The sequence below is a fragment of the Shewanella alkalitolerans genome (assembly GCF_019457575.1).
Taxonomy (GTDB): Bacteria; Pseudomonadota; Gammaproteobacteria; order Enterobacterales; family Shewanellaceae; genus Shewanella; species Shewanella loihica.
This window is the reverse complement of sequence record NZ_CP080422.1, coordinates 3,637,584-3,656,372: the sequence shown is the minus strand read 5'-3', so window position 1 is coordinate 3,656,372 and position 18,789 is coordinate 3,637,584. Positions and strand designations below refer to the sequence as shown.

The following is an 18,789-nucleotide window of genomic DNA, read 5'->3' as shown; positions in this document are numbered from 1 at the left end:
GGCTTTTTTGTATAGGGACTTACGTTTATGGGGAAGTCATCCCCGGTGGCCAGGGCCTTGAAATGTTCCCGGCATTTCAAGGCATTTCCTCCCTGACCCACAGGGAAGTGGGGAATGTCTAAAATCCTAGGGAAGGATTTAGACCTGGAGGTCAGAAGGCCGAAGAGGGTATTTGTGTCAGGAACACTTATGCCAAAGCCCAGGGATGGACGGTTTTTGTATTTGCCAGTTCTTTGTCTGTCGAATAGTAACTGTATCCTATAGCCTGCGGCTCGCTTTTGTGTAGATACATCTGCTACACGCCGTAAATCCTTCCTTGGAGGCTCGACGATGGCATCCCTGCCATCGACGTCCGCAGATGCATCTACACTTGGGTATTCCATCTCTTCGATTAGACTTTATTTGCGTTAGTTAAGTGTTCTATCGTTTGTCGGTATAGGGAAGTGGAGTTGCCTACCTTAGGTGTTACTTATCTCCTATCCTAGCGGGGAGAGTTTTTACTCATGACAAACAGGGCGATGCCGCCGAGGACGGCGATGGAGGCGAGCAGGAGCCTGCTTGTTAATGCCTCGTCGAGCCAGATGAAGCCGCCGAAGGCGGCAATAATGGGTACGCTGAGCTGCACGGTCGCGGCGGTGACGGCAGAAAGCGAGGGCAGGACTAAATACCACAGGGCGTAGCCCAATCCCGAGGCGAGAGCGCCTGAGGCGACGGCGTAGAGAATCCCGGTGGCGCTGATCGTCTCAGAATGGACGAGCAGGGCAAAAGGCACCAGGGCCATGGGCACTGCGCGAATAAAATTCCCCGCCGTGGCCAGGGTTGGGCGCTTAGTGCCTCGGCCGAGCAGGGAGTAGACGCCCCAGGAAACCCCGGCGATTATCATTAGCACAGCGCCAATTAAGGGTGGAGCACTCACCCCCGGCAGTACTAACCATACCAATCCCGCTCCAGCTAGCAGGGCGCCTATCACTTGTTTTCGATTTATCCGCTCGCCCGACCATAAACCGTAGAGGATCATGGTGATCTGCACCGCACCGAACAGCAACAAGGCACCTGTGCTGGCGCTTAGGCTGTTGTAGGCAAAAGAGAATGCGACCGCGTAACCAAATAGCGCCGTTGCCGAGAGCCAGTTGCCGCCAAGGCCACCGGCGCGAATATGACGTGATGCGAGTATCCCAAGCACCAGGGCACCGGAGGCGATACGTATCAGGGTGAAGCTGGCTGCGCCGATACTGCCCGATGCCAGGGCCTCCCGGCAAAACAGCGAGTTGGCCGCAAACGCCAGCATGGTGACCGAGGTGAGTAACAGCAGGCGTATCCAGGGTTGTTGGGGCATGGTTAATCTTCTGCGTTGAATCTCTTAGCGATATTAGTTTCAGTGTATCGTGGGATTGGTTGTTTGCCACGGTGTTGAGGGTTAATGGTTTGGCATTTCACGGTATATGAGTTTATTGAGTGAATTGAAGGTTGAACCTTCATGGTTATCTATCACCTGCGGTGGGCTTATGTGCAAACACGTTTTTGGCACGCCACGAGCACTTCCCTGTGGGCTCTGCGAAATCATCCCTGATTTCGAAGGCCAAAAACGTGTTTACACTCGGTATCTAACGTCTCTTCGATTTGACTTTATTTGTTGTCGATAGATAGGAAAACTTAGGCATCTTTGGCACTTTGTTTTCTATAGGTGGCAATTTGGGGAATGAAAAAACTATCACATTCATACACTTAAGCTTAAACTCTCTAGGTGGGAGGTTTGGAAAAGCACATGCGCGTTTTTCTGGATGGTGTAATTGAAGTAAAGGTGATAACTTCTTTACAATACAATAAGTTAACAATGCGCTTTGTCACTGGCCTAATGAGGTCAACGCGCATATGCACTAATAAGCTGTTAGGAGTATAAGGAAGTATCGTGTATACAATAATCACGGAAAATGATGAGTCAGCTTGGGAAGATGAAACCGGTATTCTGTATCACTTTCCGAAAAGGTATCAAAGGTATCTTGAGCCTGGGACGAGACTTGTATATTACAAGGGTAAAATCACAAACAAGCTATTTTCTGGGAAAAGACTATCTGATTCTCCCCACTACTTTGCAGTAGCAAAAATAGGAAAAGTCTATCCAGATAAAGAAAGCACCAAAGGAGACCTATTCGCAACAATTGTCGATTATACACCATTTGAAAAAGCGGTCTTAGCAAAGAATGAATCTGGCTATTTAGAAACAATTCCAGATACTCGAAAAAACAACTATTGGCGTGATGGTGCCAGAGTTATAGACCAATATATATACCAAAAAATCATCTCATTGGCTGAGTTGGGTCAGGTTTCTGAGTCAACTCCTGATTATAATGCGAGCGAAGCATTAAACGATCTTGATAACTTATTGGAGTCATCAAGTGATGGAAAAGCGTCTATGCGCTACGTAACTACTTACGAAAGAGACCCCAAGTATAGAAAGCAAGCAATAGCTATTCATGGTAACTCATGTTTTGCTTGTGGATTTAACTTTGGCGAGTTTTATGGAGAGTATGCTGATGGCTATATTCATATTCATCATCGAACACCTGTATCCGAGCTTGGCGGCCCGAAAAGCATAGATCCAGAAACAGATTTAGTTCCTTTATGTGCAAATTGTCATTCAGTAGTTCACAGAAGAAGAGCAAATACCCTATCAATAAGCGAGCTAATGGAATTGATTGAAAAAACTTCTAATAAGTCAAGTAAGCGGGACGCCGTAACCGGAGCCCGTTCTTAAGGCGTTACCCCTATAAATTCGAGCTAAGTGAGTTAGAACAAAAAATCTAACATTGGAAATGTCCGGAACTTTCCCATGTCGTGTAATCGAAGAGATGGATAACTGGGTGTAGATACGCCGGTGAGCTTCCGAAACAGGGATGTTTCGGCAGAGCCTAAAGGGACTTATTTACGGCGTCTCACAGGCGTATCTGCACAGTAGGTCGTTCATTCACATCCATGAGATCACGACATTGGTGCCTCCATGCACTGCACCTGCCGCAGGCAATTGATACACCATGCTGTCTTGGTTAAAGGATGCCTTTCAAATACGAAATCGGGTAGATGTTGTAAAAGGAAACTTTAGGAAAGCGTCATTAGGCTGGACGCTAACCAGCTTAGGTCAGAGTAACCAGCCTAGGTTAGAGTAACCAGCTCGGGTCAGAGGGACTAGCCTAGTACCTCGGTCAACACCCGCTGCCAATTCCCGCCCATTATTTTAGCGCGATCGCCGCTGCTGAATCCGGCGCGGGTCAGCGCGCTGTCGATGCGCTCCATGCGCTCGATATGGTTAAGCGCTGGGATCACCACGTGCTGAGGTTCGTGGTCGAAGCCGAGTACGCCGCGGGCTCGCAGGCTGTGCCACCACTCGACATATTGTTTCACCCCTTCGGCGTTGTCGTTGTCTAGCTCTAAGAGTTTCTCGTGGCCCCGCAGCGGGTAGTCGTTGGCGATGGCGACGGCGTCTATGCCACCGACATTGGCGACGTGCTTGAGCTGGGCCAGGTAGTGGTCTGTGGTGGGCGTTTGCTCAGTGGTGAGCCAGAAGGTCATCATGAAGACGCCGAACAGGCCGCCGGTATCGGCAATCGCCTTGATCACCTCATCGGGTGAGCAGCGGGCGTGATTGACGATGGCGCGCACGGCGCCATGGCTCTGCACTATCGGCGCACGGCTGGCCTTGGCGCTGTCCAGCGCCGACTGAGGGCTGGAGTGGCTGACATCGATCAGCATCCGCTTGCTGTTGAGCTTGTGGATCAGCTGATGGCCGGCCTTGGTGAGCGGCAGGTTGAGCCCCTGCTTGCCGTCGTTGTCTAGGGCGCCGCCGCTAAACGGGTTGCCATAGTGGTGGGTGAGCTGCAGTACCCTTAGGCCGCGTTCATAAAACTCATCCACCTGATTAAGGTCTTGATTTATGCTCTGCTCGACGCAGTCGGCGCCTTGGATCTGGAAGAAGACGGCAGTGCGTCCGCTGTCATGGGCGGTCTGAATATCCTTGGCGTTGCGCCCCAGTATTAGCTTGTCTGGGTTGGCGTTTACCCTAGTCAGGGCCTCGCCGATGCTCTTGACGCAGGCATTGTAGGTGCGTTTGTAGTTGGTGGTGCCATCGGCCTGTTCTATGGCCTCGATGGCGGAGATATCGCACAGATAGGCATCGAGCTTCGAGGCCTTGAGATCGGCTAAATCCTCCGGCAGGAAGGAGAGGCCGTCGATATAGAGGGGCTTAGTATTCCCCTTACCCAAGGCATTCGTGTTGGCAAACACGTTAGCGGCGGGCAGTTGGCTGAGCATGCCCGCAGCGGCTAATGCTTTGATCAGTTGGCGACGGGTGACTTGAATGGCCATGGGACTCCTTGTTCTTGTTATTTTTATCTTTGCTGGACGCTGAATAGCCATCGAGTGTATCACCAAAGCCGAGGAGGCGACCAGCGAGGCGCGGCGAATGCAGCGCCTTCAGGACTGAAGCATTAGATCTAGACCTGGATTTAGACCTTGGCGCTAGACCTATATCTAGACTTTGGCCATGGCATTCCAGAAGAGGGCGAAGCTGGCGCTGCGCTCATGGGCTTGCTGCCAGCGCTCAGGGTGGTCGACAAAGTAGCGGGTGGCGGCCAGGTATTGGCCGTGGCAGTTGTCCTGCATCAGCTCGATGGGGTACTCGGCCAGCTCGCCGCTTGCCTGGCCCTGGTGGATCAACTCGGCAATAAAGCCTAGGATGCCGTGCATCGCCTGATCCCGCACCGACTGCTCGACGTTGGGTGACATGGAGTAGAGCTGAAAAAACGCCTGCTTGAGCGGATTGGCCATGGCCCAGGTCAGCGCCGCAAACCAGAGCTGCTCGGCATCTTGCTTGAGGTTGCCACGGCTGCTGACGCTCGCTTGTATGGCGTCGGCAAATTCCTGCTTAACGCCGAGAAACAGCTGCTCGAGCAGCTGCTCCTTGGAGGGGAAATGATGAAACAGGGTGCCTGTCGCGACCCCTGCCTCGCGGGCGATGGTGGCCGTGCTGGTGCCATGAAAGCCCTGGCTGACGAACAGCTGCAGGGCGGTCTCTAAGATGGCCTGTTTCTTGGTGCGTTTGCTGCTTGCTGTCATCTGCGCCCGCCCGTTAGCGTAAAAACAGCTTCATTAGCAGCTGCTGAATCCCACTGCCATAGGGAGGATGCACCAGCTTGCCGGTGTTGAGCTTGCCACGGCTCAATATGGTCTTGGCGTGGCTCATGGTAAGGAAGCCTTCCTTGCCATGGTAGTGGCCCATACCTGAAGGGCCAATACCGCCGAAGGGGGCATCGTCCGCCGCCACATGGAACACGGTTTCGTTGATGCAGACACCACCCGAGTGGGTCTGTTCCAGCAGTCGCTGCTGAGTATCGCTATCGAAGCTCATGATATAGAGGGCCAGCGGGCGAGGGCGGTCGTTCACATAGTTGATTGCCTGCTCCAGGCTGTCATATTCGACGATGGGCAGCAGTGGGCCGAAGATCTCCTCCTGCATCACCTTCATCTGTTCGTTAACCCCGGTTATCAACTGCACCGGCAGCTTGCGGTTGCCTGGCGTCATAGTTTCATTGCTGGTGGGGGTCACCTTGGCGCCCAGGTCGATGGCGTCTTGCAGCACCGCCTGCAGGCGGTCGAACTGACGCTGATTGATGATGGCGCCGTAGTCGGGGTTCTGGCCTATCTCGCCGTACATCTGCTTGAATCTGTTAATGAAGGCTTGCACGAAGGCCTGGCTCTGGCCCTTGGGCAGCAGCACATAGTCGGGGGCGACACAGATCTGCCCGGCATTGAGGCATTTGCCGTAGATCATTCGCTCCACGGCGGTATCCAGGGGCATGTCTGGCGCGATGATCACCGGCGACTTGCCGCCCAGCTCCAGGGTGACTGGGGTGAGGTTGTCGGCGGCGGCGCGCATCACATGCCGACCAACCGTGGTTGAGCCGGTAAACAGCAGATGGTCGAAGGGGAGTGCCGAGAAGGCAGCGGCGACCTCGGCCTCACCTTCGACCACAGCCACCTGGGTCTCATCGAACAGGCCGGCCAGCATCTGCCTCAGCACCCTGTTGGTCTCTGGGGTAAATTCAGACAACTTGATCATGGCGCGGTTGCCGGCGGCTAGGGCGGTGATCAAGGGACCGATGGAGAGCATCACGGGGAAGTTCCAAGGCACTATGATGCCGACTACGCCCAGAGGCTGATATTGCACCTGCACCTTGGCGGGCGCCAGTAAGATACCCGCGTGGCGACGGCTGGGCTTCATCCAGCCCTTGAGCTTCTTCAGGGTGTAGTTGATGTTGTTGACGCAGGGCATGATGTCGGAGATGCGGCTGTCGTCAGGAGATCTGTGGCCATAGTCGGCATTGAGGGCCTCGACGATCGCCTGCTGATGGCTCAGCAGCGCCTGCTTGAGGGCGATAAGCTGAGCTTCGCGTTGCTGCCTAGAGGGGGCGCCTTGCTCACGGAAGCTGGCCTTCTGCCTCGCCAGCAGTTGGTTGAGGCCTTGGCCGACATCTAGGTTTGCGGGCATGTTCATTGTGCTTATCCTTACTCGTTCGGGGCGCCTGTCTATCTCAGTTTAACGCCGCATAGTCACCTGTGTTAGTTGGCCTATGAGGCTAGGTCAGTGGGCCAACCTTAAAAACCGACTGATTAGTCGGTCTAATATTAGGGGGTAAAACCACCTAGGTCAAATATTGTGCGATAGCGGTGAAAAGTGTGATCTGGATCAAGTGGGTGGAGGGGCTGGAAACCTAAAATGAAATAGGCCCTTTTAGCTTGGATTACAGGAGCTTGATATGAGCAGCAATCTACATGGTATCGCCATAGGCATAGAGCGCAGTCAGGATGATTTCTACCTCGCCTTCAAGGCCGTCGGCAAGTTGACCCACGAAGACTATGAGCAGATGACGCCGCTATTGGAGTCAGCCTTGGCCGGCATAAAGACGCCCGAAATCGTCGCGCTTATCGACATCACAGAGCTCGATGGCCTGTCGCTGCATGCGGCCTGGGACGACCTGAAGCTGGGCTTGAAACACGGCAAGGAGTTTAAGCGGGTGGCCATCATAGGTCAGGGGGATCTACAGGAGTGGGCGACCCGGGTGGCGAACTGGTTCACCCCGGGCGAGTTTAAGTTCTTCGAAGATAAGCGAGACGCGCTCGACTGGCTGTGTTAATGGCCAACCCTTCGTTTATCGCCAGTAACGTTTTTGAGTATTGATTTTGAGTACTGGTTTTGAGTACTGGTTATGAGTATTAGCCGCAGTTTTGGGGATTTGGCGAGCTTTTGGGGATTAGCCGTGGTTTTTAATATTAGTGACGATTTTTTTAGCCGCTTTCACTGGCTTAACTAAGGGCTCTATTCTACGGAGAGAAACGCGGAGAAAGCCCTGCCAGCTAAGCGATTTCTGTCAAGCCTGTGTCACTTTTATCCGCTATGCTTAAAGAAAGCGAATGGTAAGGAGTAACAGATGAGAAATGGTCAAATTTTATGCCCGACAGATTTTTCTGAAACGGCTTCCCATGCCCTCTCTTATGCCATCGAGATGGCCAACCTGTATCAGGTGGGATTTCGCTTACTTCATGTGGTCGAGCAGCCCATGGGGGATGAGAATTTTCAGATCCTCGCCATCACGCCGGAGGAGCTCGCCCAGTCCATGGAAGATGCCGCCGCCGAGAAGATGAAATCCCTTCTGGCCAAGCTCGATAGCAATCTGCCCATCGAGACCATGATACGCCGGGGCGACGCGGTGACCGAGATCTTAGCCGAGGCCGAAGAGAGCCATGTCGGCATGATAGTGATCGCCAGCCATGGCCGTAAAGGTTTGTCTCATTTTCTGCATACCAATGTGGCAGAGGCGGTGGCGAACCGCGCCAAGTGCCCGGTGCTGGTGGTAAAGTAGTCCGGGGCGAAGGTCCTGGTTTATAAGCCCGTCGTCGGTCAATGCTAGTCGAGAATGGCTTTTAAGAATGCCTGTCGAGAATGCCTGTCGAAATTGATTGTCGCGAACGGCTATTGAAAACAGCTGACGACGCAGCTTAGTTTTTGCATTTGTCAAAAAGGGATACGAGCGCCTGAACTGAGGAGGTGAATATGCGTACCCGTCAAATATTGTGCCCAACGGATTTTTCCGAGACGGCCTCTCACGCCCTGGGCTATGCCATCGAGATGGCGACGCTGTATGGCGTGGATCTGCGTATCGTTCATGTGGTGAGTGAACCCTACGGCGCCCATAACTATGGGATAGTGGTGGAGAGTAATGAGGAGCTGGAGCAGCACCTGCATGCCTATGCCAACGGTAAGCTGGGCGAGATTGTCAGGGACGCACAGATTAGAATGCCGCCCCATCTCAAGGTGCGCAGCGAGGTGCGTACCGGCGGTGTGTTAGGTCAGATATTGCTCGATGCCGAAGAGAATGATGTAGGCATGATAGTGATTGCCTGCCACGCACATAGCGGGCTCGTCCACCTGCTGAATCCGAGTGTGGCCGAGGAGCTGGCCAATAAGGCCAAGTGCCCCGTGTTGGTGGTGAAATAGCCTAGCCGCGGCAGGTGTCGCGATAGAGCTGGTCCGCCAGAGCGTGCAATACCTCTGGCGCCGGCTTGGTATGGGCAAAGGTTCTGAGCCCATAGATCCCCATGACGAAATAACGCGCCAGATGAGCGGCATCGCCCTTAAGTTCTCCCCTGTCGACGGCTTGTTCAAACTGGGTCGTCAGCGCCTGCTGCCAACTCTCTAGATGCGATTGAACAGCATCTCTTATCATCTCATCCTGCTCTGCCACCTCGTTGAGCGCCTTGGTCAACAGGCAGGCCTTGGGCGTATCCTTGCACTGACACTCATCGACTATGCCGGCCAGATACTGCTTAAGCTGCTCGGGGAAGGGGAGCGCCGAGCCGAAACAGGCCGTTAGCTCGGCTTGCCTGTCCTGCCCATATTGTTCTATCACCGCCAGCAGGAGGCCGCGCTTGTTGTCGAAGGCGCAGTAGATGGAGCCAGGGTGTAACCCAGTGGCCTTGGTGAGATCTTGCATGCTGGTCTTGGCGTAGCCCTTGTCGATAAAGGCATTCATGGCCTGTCTCAGTACCTGCTGGCGATCAAATTCGGCGTTGCGCATCTTACTCTTTGGCTGCTTGTCGGGGTGATAAATGGGATTGTACTCAATTTTGAATGAACGTTCAAAAAAGATCTTGAATCCTTTTTTGACTGAGAGTATCTTGAACGCTTATTCAAGAAAGAGAGCCGATTATGACAGCCGATCTGTTTCAGCCTTACGCGCTAAATGCCAGTATTACCCTTAACAACAAGATCCTGATGGCGCCACTTACCCGCTGTCAGGCCGACGATGACCTGGTGCCAACCCAGGCGATGGCCGACTACTATGCTCGTCGCGCCGATGCCGGGCTTATCATCTCCGAGGCGGTGATCATTCGCCCCGATGGTCAGGGCTATCCCAATACCCCGGGCCTGTTTACCCCAGAGCAGATCCAGGGCTGGCAGCGCGTGACCAGCGCCGTGCATGCCAAGGGCGGTAAGATCTTCGCCCAGCTGTGGCACACGGGCCGGGTGGCACACTCACACTTTTTCGGTGGCCAGACGGTAGCGCCGTCGGCGGTGAAGATTGAAGGCACAGTGCCGCGTCAGCGTGAGTTGGCCTATGAGACCCCTAAGGCGTTGACCACAGATGAGATTGCGCAGTTGGTGGCTGATTATTCCCAGGCGGCGGCCAATGCCATAGACGCCGGTTTCGACGGCGTCGAGATCCATGGTGCCAATGCCTACCTCATCGATCAGTTCCTGCACCACGACAGTAACCGCCGCGATGATGAGTTTGGCGGCACGCCGGAGAATATGGCGCGCTTCCCGCTGGCCGTGGTGGACGCCATCGTTAATCGTATCGGTAATGAGCGCACCGCACTGCGAGTGTCGCCGGGCGCCTATGTCAACATGCAGGGCGACAGCCGGGATCGCGCCGTGTTCGATTATTTCTTAGAGCAGCTGGAGTCTCGCAAGCTGGCCTACCTGCACGTGGGGATCTTCGATGATGCCCTGACATTCGAGTATCTCGGCGGGCGAGTGTCGGACTATGTGCGCGGCCATTACAGCCAGACCTTGGTGGGGGTAGGCAGTTACAGCGCCGAGACGGGGGCGCAGGCCATCGCAGATGGTCGCTTCGATCTGCTGGCAATTGGTCGCCCCTTCATCGCTAACCCAGACTATGTGGTCAGGGTGCGCGACAGACAGCCGCTGGTGACTTACTCAGATGAGATGTTGGCCGAGCTGGTATAATCGCAATGCTCGTTTTTAGCATTGGCCTTCAAGCCTAGCCTTTCAAGCCTTTGCTTAGGATGAGACAAATAATAGAGACAAATAAGAAAGGGCATATCGCGTCGGCGATATGCCCTTTTTAATGTCTGTTAGCGTTCAGCGCAAGCTTAGAGCTTCCAGGTAATGGTGGCGCTGTAGTTCGCCGGGGCGCCGTAGAAGGCCTGGGCCCAATAGAGACTGTTGAGGTATTTCTCGTCGGTCACATTGTTGGCGTTGAGGCTCAGCTGCAGATTGTCATTAAACTGATAGCGGGCCATGAGATCGACGATGGCATAGGCGTCCTGGCGGGTGATGATCGCCTCGCCCGCATTGGCAAAGCCGTCGCCGACCACGCCCTGATCGCGATAGATATCATCCTGCCAGCGCATGTTCATCCCCACAGAGAGGCCTTCGATGGCGGCCACGTCATAGGTGGCGGCAAACTTCAGCAGGCGACTCGGGGTGTAGGCGGCGACAATCTTGGCGTTGTCGTCATTGCCATCGATGTCGAAGTCGGTGAAGCCCAGGCTCAGGTTGAGGCCGTCGAACACCTCACCGGCTACCTCAAACTCATACCCCTTGCTGTTGATGCCATCGGCGCCTATGTAGCGCTGGTCGGTCGGCGGCAGATCGGCAGTGCGGGGATCGGGCACCGCCAAGTTGACCTGCTGAATGTCGAAGTAGGCCAGGCTGGCGATCAGGCGGCCGTCGAACAGCTCGCTCTTGAAGCCTATCTCCTTGCTCTCGCCTGTCACGGGGGCCAGCAGGTTGTCGTCGATATCCATCTCGGTTTGCGACTTGAAAGTCTCGGTATAACTGGCGTAGGCCACAAGCTCTGGGGTGATGCGATAGACGGCGCCCAGATATGGAATAAACTGGCTGTCTTCCACGTCTTGCACCTTGTCGTAGGAGACCCCTTCGGCCTGCCACTTGTTGAAGCGGCCGCCGGCGATGAAGTGGAAACCGTCGAACAGGTTAAAGCGACCCGTGAAGTAGGCGGCCTGCTGTTTGGCGCTGACGTCGCTGCCTCGTGGACTGTCGGCAAACACTGGCTTTGGCGTGTTGCCATCCCAGTCGTTGAGATCCGGCATGGCCGGGAAGCCATTGCCAGTAGTGTAGTCGTATAGCGAGGTGTCGATATAGTCCACCTTGGCATAATTCACCCCGGCCACCAGTTGATGGTCGCGGCCAAACAGGCTGAATTCGCCGTCGACATAGATATCCACCAGATCATGGCTCTCATCCAGATCGTATTCGCTGCCATAGCCTGTAAGGCCTAGCCCCGTCTCTCTGTCGGGTGTGCCGTAGACGTAGAAGAGCTCGGTATCTTCATCCGTGCTCTTGTGGGAGTAGGTGGCACGCAGGCGCCAATCGTCGGCGAAGTAGTGGCTCAGCTCTACCACTGTGTTGTTCTTGATCACCTGCCAGTTCGACCAGTTGGCCGAGGTGTTGGTGGATCTGTCGTAGTTGGTTGGGCTGCCGTCTGTGTAGTAGAGCGGCAGGGCGCCCCAGTTGTTACCTGTGGCATCGTTGTTGATGTAGCTGTGGCTGACCGACAGGCTGGTGTCGTCGCTCAGGTTGGCCTCGATGAAGGCATATAGCACGCTCTTGTCTGTTTCGTAGCGGTCGAGGTAGGAGTCTTTCTGCTGTTTCACCGCCACCACGCGGGCGGCAAAGGTGTCGTTGAGGCGGCCACTGGCATCGGCCTCGCCCCTGGCGTTGTTGAAGCTGCCGTAGCTGGCCTGCAGCTTGAGTTGATTGTCAGAGGTCGGACGCTTACGAATAAAGTTGACCGTGGCCGAGGGGTTACCCACACCTGTCATCAGGCCGTTGGCACCGCGGATCACCTCGATGCGATCATAAATGGCGGTGTCTTCATCGGCGTGGTTGTTGCCCGAGGTCAGCGGCAGGCCGACCCCGTCGATCTGGAAGTTGGTGATGTCGAAGCCGCGGGCCGTGTAGTAGGTGCGGTCCGTCTCGATGCGCTCGACATTGATGCCGGTGGCGCTGTCCAGGGCGCTATTGATGTCGTTGAGCTGGAAGTCGTCCAGCTGAGCATCTGTGATCACAGACACCGACTGTGGAATATCTATGATGGCCAAGTCCAGGCGCGAGGCGCCGCCGACCGAGTGGGCATTGTAGCCCTGCACATAGCGGCCGCGAACCTCGATCTTCTCGATATTCTGGTTGTCCTGTTGGCTGTCATTGTCTAGTTGAGCAGTTTGATTCTCTGCGTGGCCTGGCATAGTCGTCATGCTCAGGGCGCAGAAGATAGCGAGCGAAATAGGCTTAAGTTTCATGATCTGTCGTCATCTTAGCAAAAGAAGAATAGTGAGGAGCGGTGCAAGACCGCTGGGGACTTGGCACGCCAACCAAATTTACGCAACAAAGGATATACAAAAAAAGCAGGATTTTAAATGGGAATGGTTATCATTTACTTTTGTGTCGAATGTAAAGAAAAAGACTGATTTTTCAGGCCTGGCGGCCGCTTCGGCCTTTGCATTAGCAAGTTCGTCGGCTTTTTCTATACTCAGTGGTGTGAACTGGATCAGATTTTTAAGGTGAGGCACCTATGAGAAAAAGCGTAATTGGAGTATCTGGCTTGCTGCTGATGTCGGCAAGCACCCTAGCCTTCGCGGGTCAAGCTCTTGCTGGTCAAGAGCAGGCTAAGACGAGTTCAACTCCGGCCTTCGACCATGCCAACAGTAACGCCGCCTTCCTGCGTTGCGGCACCCGTACCCCCTCGGATCTCGAGGTAAAGATGTTGAATGAACACCTCAAGGCCCTCAAGAAGCCGAGCGGTGTGGGTAATGGCAACGGTGGCGGTGGCGGCGGTGGTGATGGCGGCACGGGCGGTAACTACACGGCCGTGGGTTATAATATTCCCGTCTATGTCCACCTGATCCTGAGCAGTAGCGGCGACGGCGATGTATCTGGTCTGGTTACGGAGCAAATGAATGTACTTAATGACGCCTTCGCCGGCGCAGGTGGCGGTAGCGGCTTCGATACCAAGTTCAGCTTCACCTTGATGGGGACAACAAAAACAGAAAACGATGCCTGGTACACCGCGGGACCGGGTAGCGCGGCCGAGAAGGCGATGAAGCAAGAACTTCGCGAGGGAGGCCCGGAAACCCTCAACATCTATGTCTCTAATCCAGGTGGTGGCCTGCTGGGCTGGGCGACCTTTCCCACGGACTATGCCAGCAATCCCAGTGACGATGGCGTGGTGATCCTCAATCAATCGCTGCCGGGTGGCACGGCTTCGCCCTACAACGAAGGCGATACCGCGACCCATGAGGTCGGCCACTGGCTGGGTCTGTATCATACCTTCCAAGGCGGTTGTAATGGCGGAGACCAGGTTTCCGATACCCCGGCCGAGCGTTCGGCGGCCTATGGTTGTCCGTCGGGGCGTGACACCTGCCGACGTGACAGTGGGGACGACCCCATCTACAACTTCATGGACTACACAGACGATAGCTGTATGGTCGAGTTCACCCAAGGCCAGTCTGAGCGCGCCGATACCTTAAGCGGTGCCTATCGCTGGCCGTCCAACTAGTCTCATGGAAAATTCAGCGCTGAAACAGAGCCTATGGTGTCTCGCCATAGGCCTTTGTTTGTGGGGGAGTCCTTGTTTGGCGGAGCGACTGCGTGCCCCCGACTTCGTGCCCTGTGGCCGTGACCAGCTGACCTCATGGCAGGGAGAAGTCTTTAACTATCACAGGAGCGAGACCCAGATAGCCTTCGGCATTCGCACCGTCGACGGTACCCTAGAGCGCCTGGATATCGCCTACGCGCTTGAACAGATGCGGCTCAATGGGGGATTGTTTACCCTGCCAGACTGGAAACGGCTGGAGCTTTCTCCCGGCGTACTCAAACCCTCGGTGCGGGTGAGGGTATGGCGCTGCGATAACGCCGGCGCCATCAGCTTCATGATCGACTGGCTGGAGTGATCCAGCAAGAGCCCTTAATCGCTAAGCTCTTAGTCACTAAGCATAGCGGCGACGCTGCCGCAGAGTGTCATCAGAAATAGAAACCACTTGAGTACCTTGGGGCTCACCTTGATTGCCAGCTTGACCGCCAGATGGGCACCCACCATGGTGCCTGCCGCTAGGATGAGCCCAGGCAGCCAGAGGATCAGATCTTCCTTGATGAAGACCAGCAGGGAAGCCAGGGTGAAGAACAGGGTACAGAACACCTTGAGGGCGTTAGCCCTCACCAGATCATATCTCAGGCTGCCCGCCAGGGCGGCCAGTAAGACGAAGCCTACCCCCGCCTGTACGAAGCCGCCATAGATCCCGGCCAGGGTCAGCCAGAACCAGGAGCTGGGCGTGTCCTTGACCCGGTTGACCGGCGTGCCCAGCTCGGGCGCTATGATGGCGGGACGCACTAAGATGATGAGCGCCATCAGCAGCATGGTGCCTAGCAGCAGGGGTTTAATCAGTGTGCTGGGGGCGTAGGCGGCCAGGCCTGCGCCTATGAAGCCGCCGAGTATGGTGGGCAGCAGTATCGGCCCCTTGTCCTGGGTATCTAACTTGCCATGCTTGTGAAAGCCGATCATGGCGGTGATTGATTGCACCGTGACCCCGACCCGGTTGGTAGCGTTGGCGACCTCGGCGGGCATGCCCATCACCATGAGTGCGGGCAGGGTGAGGTTAGAGCCGCCGCCGGCCAGGGTATTGATGATGCCTGCCAGAAAGCCGGTGACGACCAGCAAGAGGCCGTGGGTGAGGGTGATCTCCATGGGTACTCCTTACGCCCTAATGGGGAATGACTCGCTGGATAAGTTAGAAACTTGAGCCAGGCTCGGCGAGAAACGCCTGCTCCTCTTGGGTGGACTCGCGCCCCAAGATGGCATTGCGATGGGGATAGCGTCCAAAGCGGTCGATAATCGCCTTGTGGCGCTGCTCAAACGCCAGGTTGTTCTCGGCGCCTTCTCGATTAAACAGGATAAGGGCGACCTCGTGGATCGCCTGCGACTCGCTGTGCATGTAGGGCATATAGAGAAAGGGCACCTGTTTAGGTTGCAGCGCCTTGTCGATGCCGGCGGCCACGGCTTCCTGGGCCAGGGTTAGCGCCATGGGATCGGCGGCGAAGGCTTCTGGCGTATCCCGGTAGATGTTACGGCTAAATTGGTCCAGCACGATAATCTCGGCCAGGCGCCCCTGGGGTGTGGTGCGCCAGTGATAGAGTTCGCCCTGTTTGGCCTGGGTGAGCAGCTCGCCGAAGCGGGCTTGAATTGTCTTGTCGAAGGCGAGGTCTTTGACAAACCAAGCTTTAGGTTCAATCTCCTCGAACCAGAAGCGAATGATCTCATCTGGTGTGTGGGCTATCCTGTTCATCTCTTCTCCTTCTCTCCAGGCTTATTGCCAGTTCTAGCTATATCCAGTTTTTCGGATCTTCTCTGGTCAAACTTAACGCGGTTTCGGCAATCAATCTAGCCTCTTCGAGGGGAATATAGGGGATCACCAGGGGGCCTGATGCCAGACCTAAGTGCAAGGTGGCCAAGGCATTACGCCTCTGCCCCGGCGTCTGTGAGATACAGACATCCTGGGTCTTACTCAGCGGAACCAGTCGCCAGGTCTGCCCCAGCGCACCTGTGTGGATCCAGCAGTCATCCCCCTCCAGGCAGTAGCCCCATTGACGATAGTTGAGATAGAGGCCGACAAGCGCCACCAGGGTGAAGCCGGCGACCAGTTCGGTAAAGGGGTTGAGGCCAAGGATAAGGGTCATCACCACGGGAAGCAGTGCCAGCGGGATGGCGCGGCGCCAAAGCCAGCCGCTGTTTATCCCTTGATAACTGGCGGGCAGGGAGTTGGCCTTGGCCGCCAGGCTATCGAATCGGCCGAAGGCCTGAGGGATATCTTCACGACTCATGCTGGGGATCAGCAGGTGGCGCTTGGCGAGCTGCTCCACCTCATTACCTTTTACCTGCTCGAAATGTACCGTCCAACGCCCGATAAGCCTGCCGATGACGGGCTGCTCGAATCGGACAAGCTGCACCCTGTGCAGGCGCAGCGCATCTTGCTGTTTTGCCAGTATGCCGCCGGTTCGATGCAGCGTGCCCTGACGCAGGCTGAGGCGATAGGGGTAATACTTAAGCACGGCCGAGGCGATAGAGATGAGCGAGAGCAGTAGGTAGAGGAGTATTAGCGCGGCCGCTACCGCCAGGATCTGATAGATAAGTCCTATGGCGATATTGGTCTGATACCAGTGCCAGGCTCCCTGCACCATGCTGGTTTGTCCAAGAGATTCCCAGTCGACCTGGCCTATGATGGAGCCTGAGATTATCGACAGCCAGATGAGGTTGTTCTGATAGAAGCCGAAGATCAGCAGATCCTTAAGATCTTTGGCTACCACCAGGCCTTCTCCCTGACGCCGGGATTGCTCACTCGCCGAAGTGGCCGTAATACCCGCCTGCTGCGGCTCACTGGCAAGCGACGGCGTCTCACCATCGGCATAGGTTGTCTCTGTACCTTGCAGTTGGGATTGGGAGGCAAACAGGTGTTTCTTGAGTTGCATGGCCTGGCGATAGTTGACCGCGGCCAGCACCGCCTCATCTTGCTTGGAGCCGGCCGTCTCCACCACCAGGCTGTAGAGGCCGAGCGGTCGGAAGTAGAGGGGCTGCTCCAGCCGCACATTTTGGATCTTGTTCAGCGGGATCTCCTGGGCGCGTTTAAACACCAGTCCCTGGCGGATCCCCAGCTTGGCGTCGCTGAGTCGATAGCGATACTTGGCCCATTGCAGGCTGGCATAGGTCAGGGTGACCAGGACCAGACCCGCGGCGACCAGCAGCAGCCAGGGGGAGTTAAATCCCCGCTGCCAGCCAGTGTAGACCAAGGGGATCAGCGCGTAACCATTGGTAAGCAGCTGGCGCAGGCTGCCGACGCTGAAGCTGACGATCGACCAGGGAGACAGGCTCGCCCACTGGGCGAAGCGTGTACTCATGGCTTAATTCTCGTGCCCGTCGGGGGCTTGATTCTGTGGTGCCTGTTTTTGGGAGGCTTTAGCCAGCAGATGCTTACGCAGTGGCTCGGCGGTGTCGTCCCCCAGGCCTGGAAGGCTGATCTCGGCGCTGCCGCTACCTGCGCTGAAGCACTTTAGGGTGTGCTGATGAAAATAGCGCTCCAGTGGTCCCTGAGACAGGCTGACATGCTGCAGGCGGGTATAGGGCAGGGCGATCTTCTTATGCCAAATCAATCCCTTCTGCATGATGAACTCGTGATCGAATACGCCGTAGGCGATAGAGAGGGCATAGCGATAGCGGCAATAGCTGACGATGCCAGCCAGGATAAGCAGGCCCGTCACCAGGGCGATGATCAGGCTGCCCGGCAGGTTGAGCAGTATCGCGGCTAGGGGCGCTATGATCAGCAGCGGCGTGAAGATGAGTAGGTTCTCAATCTGCACCTGATGCAGATAGGCCTGTTCCAGTGGTGTCAGTGGCACTTCATCTATGGCGATCCAGTCTGGCTGCTCCAGCCGGCGCCTGGCCTGCATTGATGCCGAAGTTTGAGGAGTCACATCTTCCATTTGTTATCCTGCGAAAGTTGGCTATTGGCTGACTATAACATCTTTCCTTTGGTTGTCAGCCATTTGCACCTGTTTGTGATGCTTGTTTTATGTTACAAGATAATAAAAACCATGTTGAGAGAGGATGCCTTGAGCGCCGAGTTATCTAAGCAAAAAACCGCCTTCCTGAGAAAGCTCTATCTGGCCCATCTGATCGATGGTGAGCAGCATAACCTGTTGTCGCTGAACAAGGCCACCACTATGCCAAGGCGTACCCTGCAAGATGCCATTGCCGCCATGGGCGATATCGGTATCACTTGCATCTTTGTGCAAGATGGCGAGCGCCATAATGCCGGTTATTATCGCCTCAGCGACTGGGGGCCTATCGACAAGGCTTGGGTGGCTAATAACATCGAAACCATCACCCAATCGTTGAAGCAGGACTGATCGCTGCAGCTAGATTGATCGCTGAGGCCAGATTGATCGCTGATACCTACTGGATTGATGAAACTAGTGATTCAGTAGGTAGAGACCGATAAATCCCAGCCAACTCAGGGCCAGCAGTAGCCAGGGCAGCTTACTGGCTTTAGGCGCCGCCTGTAATCCGTCATCCATTGGCTCTGTCGATTGACGCTGCTTCTCCTTGAGGACCTGCTTGCGCTGCTTGTCCCTGTCTCTGGCCTTGCTCTTCTGGCGCTTCTTGTATTCGGCAATCCCCTTTTCTATCCCCTGAGCGATAAGCTTGGTCTGCTCCTTGGTTTGCCCGGGTTTCTGGGTGGCCTTGGCAATTTTCATCGCCTCATCTTTGGTTTCGTTGGAGATCTGCTGCGCCATAAGGTCTTAAGCTGGTGAGTGTTGGCCTCACTATAACATGAGTCGCGCCATAGGGTGGCACAGGCTTGGCCTCTGGTACGGCCTCTGCCCCTATACCATAGTATGAGTATGATTTTGTTAAGATATCGCTT

General features: G+C 55.4%; 19 protein-coding genes. 8 read left to right on the top strand and 11 right to left on the bottom strand.

Features of this window, described 5'->3' with window-relative positions:
- Nucleotides 1-481 precede the first annotated feature (481 nt).
- Nucleotides 482-1,336: a DMT family transporter gene (locus K0J45_RS15955; protein WP_220043270.1), complete on the bottom strand. Its 855-nt coding sequence runs from the start codon at nucleotides 1,334-1,336 to the stop codon at nucleotides 482-484.
- A gap of 573 nt (nucleotides 1,337-1,909) precedes the next feature.
- Between K0J45_RS15955 and K0J45_RS15950 the strand changes: the two genes are divergently transcribed.
- On the top strand, nucleotides 1,910-2,755 hold the full coding sequence (locus K0J45_RS15950; protein ID WP_220043269.1) for an HNH endonuclease: 846 nt from the start codon (nucleotides 1,910-1,912) through the stop codon (nucleotides 2,753-2,755).
- Nucleotides 2,756-3,183: 428 nt separating this feature from the next.
- Here K0J45_RS15950 and K0J45_RS15945 read toward each other — a convergent pair whose 3' ends face one another.
- The 3 genes from K0J45_RS15945 to K0J45_RS15935 all read right to left on the bottom strand — a co-directional run bounded on the left by K0J45_RS15945 (nucleotide 3,184) and on the right by K0J45_RS15935 (nucleotide 6,547).
- Complete coding sequence (locus K0J45_RS15945; RefSeq protein WP_220043268.1) at nucleotides 3,184-4,359, bottom strand: membrane dipeptidase; 1,176 nt, start codon at nucleotides 4,357-4,359, stop codon at nucleotides 3,184-3,186.
- A gap of 165 nt (nucleotides 4,360-4,524) precedes the next feature.
- Nucleotides 4,525-5,109 carry a TetR/AcrR family transcriptional regulator gene (locus K0J45_RS15940; RefSeq protein ID WP_220043267.1) on the bottom strand — a complete coding sequence of 195 codons (585 nt, stop codon included), beginning with the start codon at nucleotides 5,107-5,109 and terminating at the stop codon, nucleotides 4,525-4,527.
- Between the two features lie 13 nt (nucleotides 5,110-5,122).
- Nucleotides 5,123-6,547: a coniferyl aldehyde dehydrogenase gene (locus K0J45_RS15935; protein ID WP_220043266.1), complete on the bottom strand. Its 1,425-nt coding sequence runs from the start codon at nucleotides 6,545-6,547 to the stop codon at nucleotides 5,123-5,125.
- A gap of 262 nt (nucleotides 6,548-6,809) precedes the next feature.
- Here K0J45_RS15935 and K0J45_RS15930 point away from each other — a divergent pair, with 262 nt between their 5' ends.
- From K0J45_RS15930 to K0J45_RS15920, 3 genes are all read left to right on the top strand, one after another.
- The gene (locus tag K0J45_RS15930) at nucleotides 6,810-7,187 is read left to right on the top strand and encodes a SpoIIAA family protein (protein ID WP_220043265.1); all 378 of its coding nucleotides are present in this window, start codon (nucleotides 6,810-6,812) and stop codon (nucleotides 7,185-7,187) included.
- 294 nt (nucleotides 7,188-7,481) lie between these two features.
- Nucleotides 7,482-7,913: a universal stress protein gene (locus tag K0J45_RS15925; RefSeq protein WP_011866897.1), complete on the top strand. Its 432-nt coding sequence runs from the start codon at nucleotides 7,482-7,484 to the stop codon at nucleotides 7,911-7,913.
- A 191-nt stretch (nucleotides 7,914-8,104) separates the two neighbouring features.
- Entirely contained in the window at nucleotides 8,105-8,548 is a 444-nt protein-coding gene (locus tag K0J45_RS15920) for a universal stress protein (RefSeq protein ID WP_220043264.1), read from the top strand.
- A 1-nt stretch (nucleotide 8,549) separates the two neighbouring features.
- Here the strand turns inward: K0J45_RS15920 and K0J45_RS15915 are convergent, their stop codons facing one another.
- A complete protein-coding gene (locus tag K0J45_RS15915) occupies nucleotides 8,550-9,128 on the bottom strand; it encodes a TetR/AcrR family transcriptional regulator (protein ID WP_220043263.1) in 579 nt (192 codons plus the stop codon).
- Between the two features lie 131 nt (nucleotides 9,129-9,259).
- Here K0J45_RS15915 and K0J45_RS15910 point away from each other — a divergent pair, with 131 nt between their 5' ends.
- A complete protein-coding gene (locus K0J45_RS15910) occupies nucleotides 9,260-10,300 on the top strand; it encodes an alkene reductase (protein ID WP_220043262.1) in 1,041 nt (346 codons plus the stop codon).
- A gap of 146 nt (nucleotides 10,301-10,446) precedes the next feature.
- On the opposite strand, the gene K0J45_RS15905 is transcribed toward K0J45_RS15910, so the two are convergent.
- Nucleotides 10,447-12,618: a TonB-dependent siderophore receptor gene (locus tag K0J45_RS15905; RefSeq protein WP_220043261.1), complete on the bottom strand. Its 2,172-nt coding sequence runs from the start codon at nucleotides 12,616-12,618 to the stop codon at nucleotides 10,447-10,449.
- A 272-nt stretch (nucleotides 12,619-12,890) separates the two neighbouring features.
- Between K0J45_RS15905 and K0J45_RS15900 the strand changes: the two genes are divergently transcribed.
- Complete coding sequence (locus K0J45_RS15900) at nucleotides 12,891-13,874, top strand: zinc metalloprotease (RefSeq protein ID WP_220043260.1); 984 nt, start codon at nucleotides 12,891-12,893, stop codon at nucleotides 13,872-13,874.
- A gap of 76 nt (nucleotides 13,875-13,950) precedes the next feature.
- Complete coding sequence (locus K0J45_RS15895; RefSeq protein ID WP_220043259.1) at nucleotides 13,951-14,268, top strand: hypothetical protein; 318 nt, start codon at nucleotides 13,951-13,953, stop codon at nucleotides 14,266-14,268.
- 29 nt (nucleotides 14,269-14,297) lie between these two features.
- Here the strand turns inward: K0J45_RS15895 and K0J45_RS15890 are convergent, their stop codons facing one another.
- The 4 genes from K0J45_RS15890 to K0J45_RS15875 are packed head-to-tail and all read right to left on the bottom strand — an operon-like array spanning nucleotide 14,298 to nucleotide 17,845.
- Nucleotides 14,298-15,059, bottom strand: coding sequence for a sulfite exporter TauE/SafE family protein (locus tag K0J45_RS15890; RefSeq protein WP_220043258.1), 762 nt, complete (start codon nucleotides 15,057-15,059; stop codon nucleotides 14,298-14,300).
- A gap of 43 nt (nucleotides 15,060-15,102) precedes the next feature.
- A complete protein-coding gene (locus K0J45_RS15885) occupies nucleotides 15,103-15,657 on the bottom strand; it encodes a DUF924 family protein (RefSeq protein WP_220043257.1) in 555 nt (184 codons plus the stop codon).
- Between the two features lie 37 nt (nucleotides 15,658-15,694).
- The gene (locus tag K0J45_RS15880) at nucleotides 15,695-17,263 is read right to left on the bottom strand and encodes a PH domain-containing protein (protein WP_220043256.1); all 1,569 of its coding nucleotides are present in this window, start codon (nucleotides 17,261-17,263) and stop codon (nucleotides 15,695-15,697) included.
- 3 nt (nucleotides 17,264-17,266) lie between these two features.
- Entirely contained in the window at nucleotides 17,267-17,845 is a 579-nt protein-coding gene (locus tag K0J45_RS15875; RefSeq protein WP_220043255.1) for a PH domain-containing protein, read from the bottom strand.
- 111 nt (nucleotides 17,846-17,956) lie between these two features.
- On the opposite strand from K0J45_RS15875, the gene K0J45_RS15870 reads away from it, so the two are divergent.
- Nucleotides 17,957-18,271: a winged helix-turn-helix domain-containing protein gene (locus tag K0J45_RS15870; protein WP_220043254.1), complete on the top strand. Its 315-nt coding sequence runs from the start codon at nucleotides 17,957-17,959 to the stop codon at nucleotides 18,269-18,271.
- 63 nt (nucleotides 18,272-18,334) lie between these two features.
- Here K0J45_RS15870 and K0J45_RS15865 read toward each other — a convergent pair whose 3' ends face one another.
- Complete coding sequence (locus K0J45_RS15865; protein WP_011866885.1) at nucleotides 18,335-18,658, bottom strand: DUF2956 domain-containing protein; 324 nt, start codon at nucleotides 18,656-18,658, stop codon at nucleotides 18,335-18,337.
- Nucleotides 18,659-18,789 lie beyond the last annotated feature (131 nt).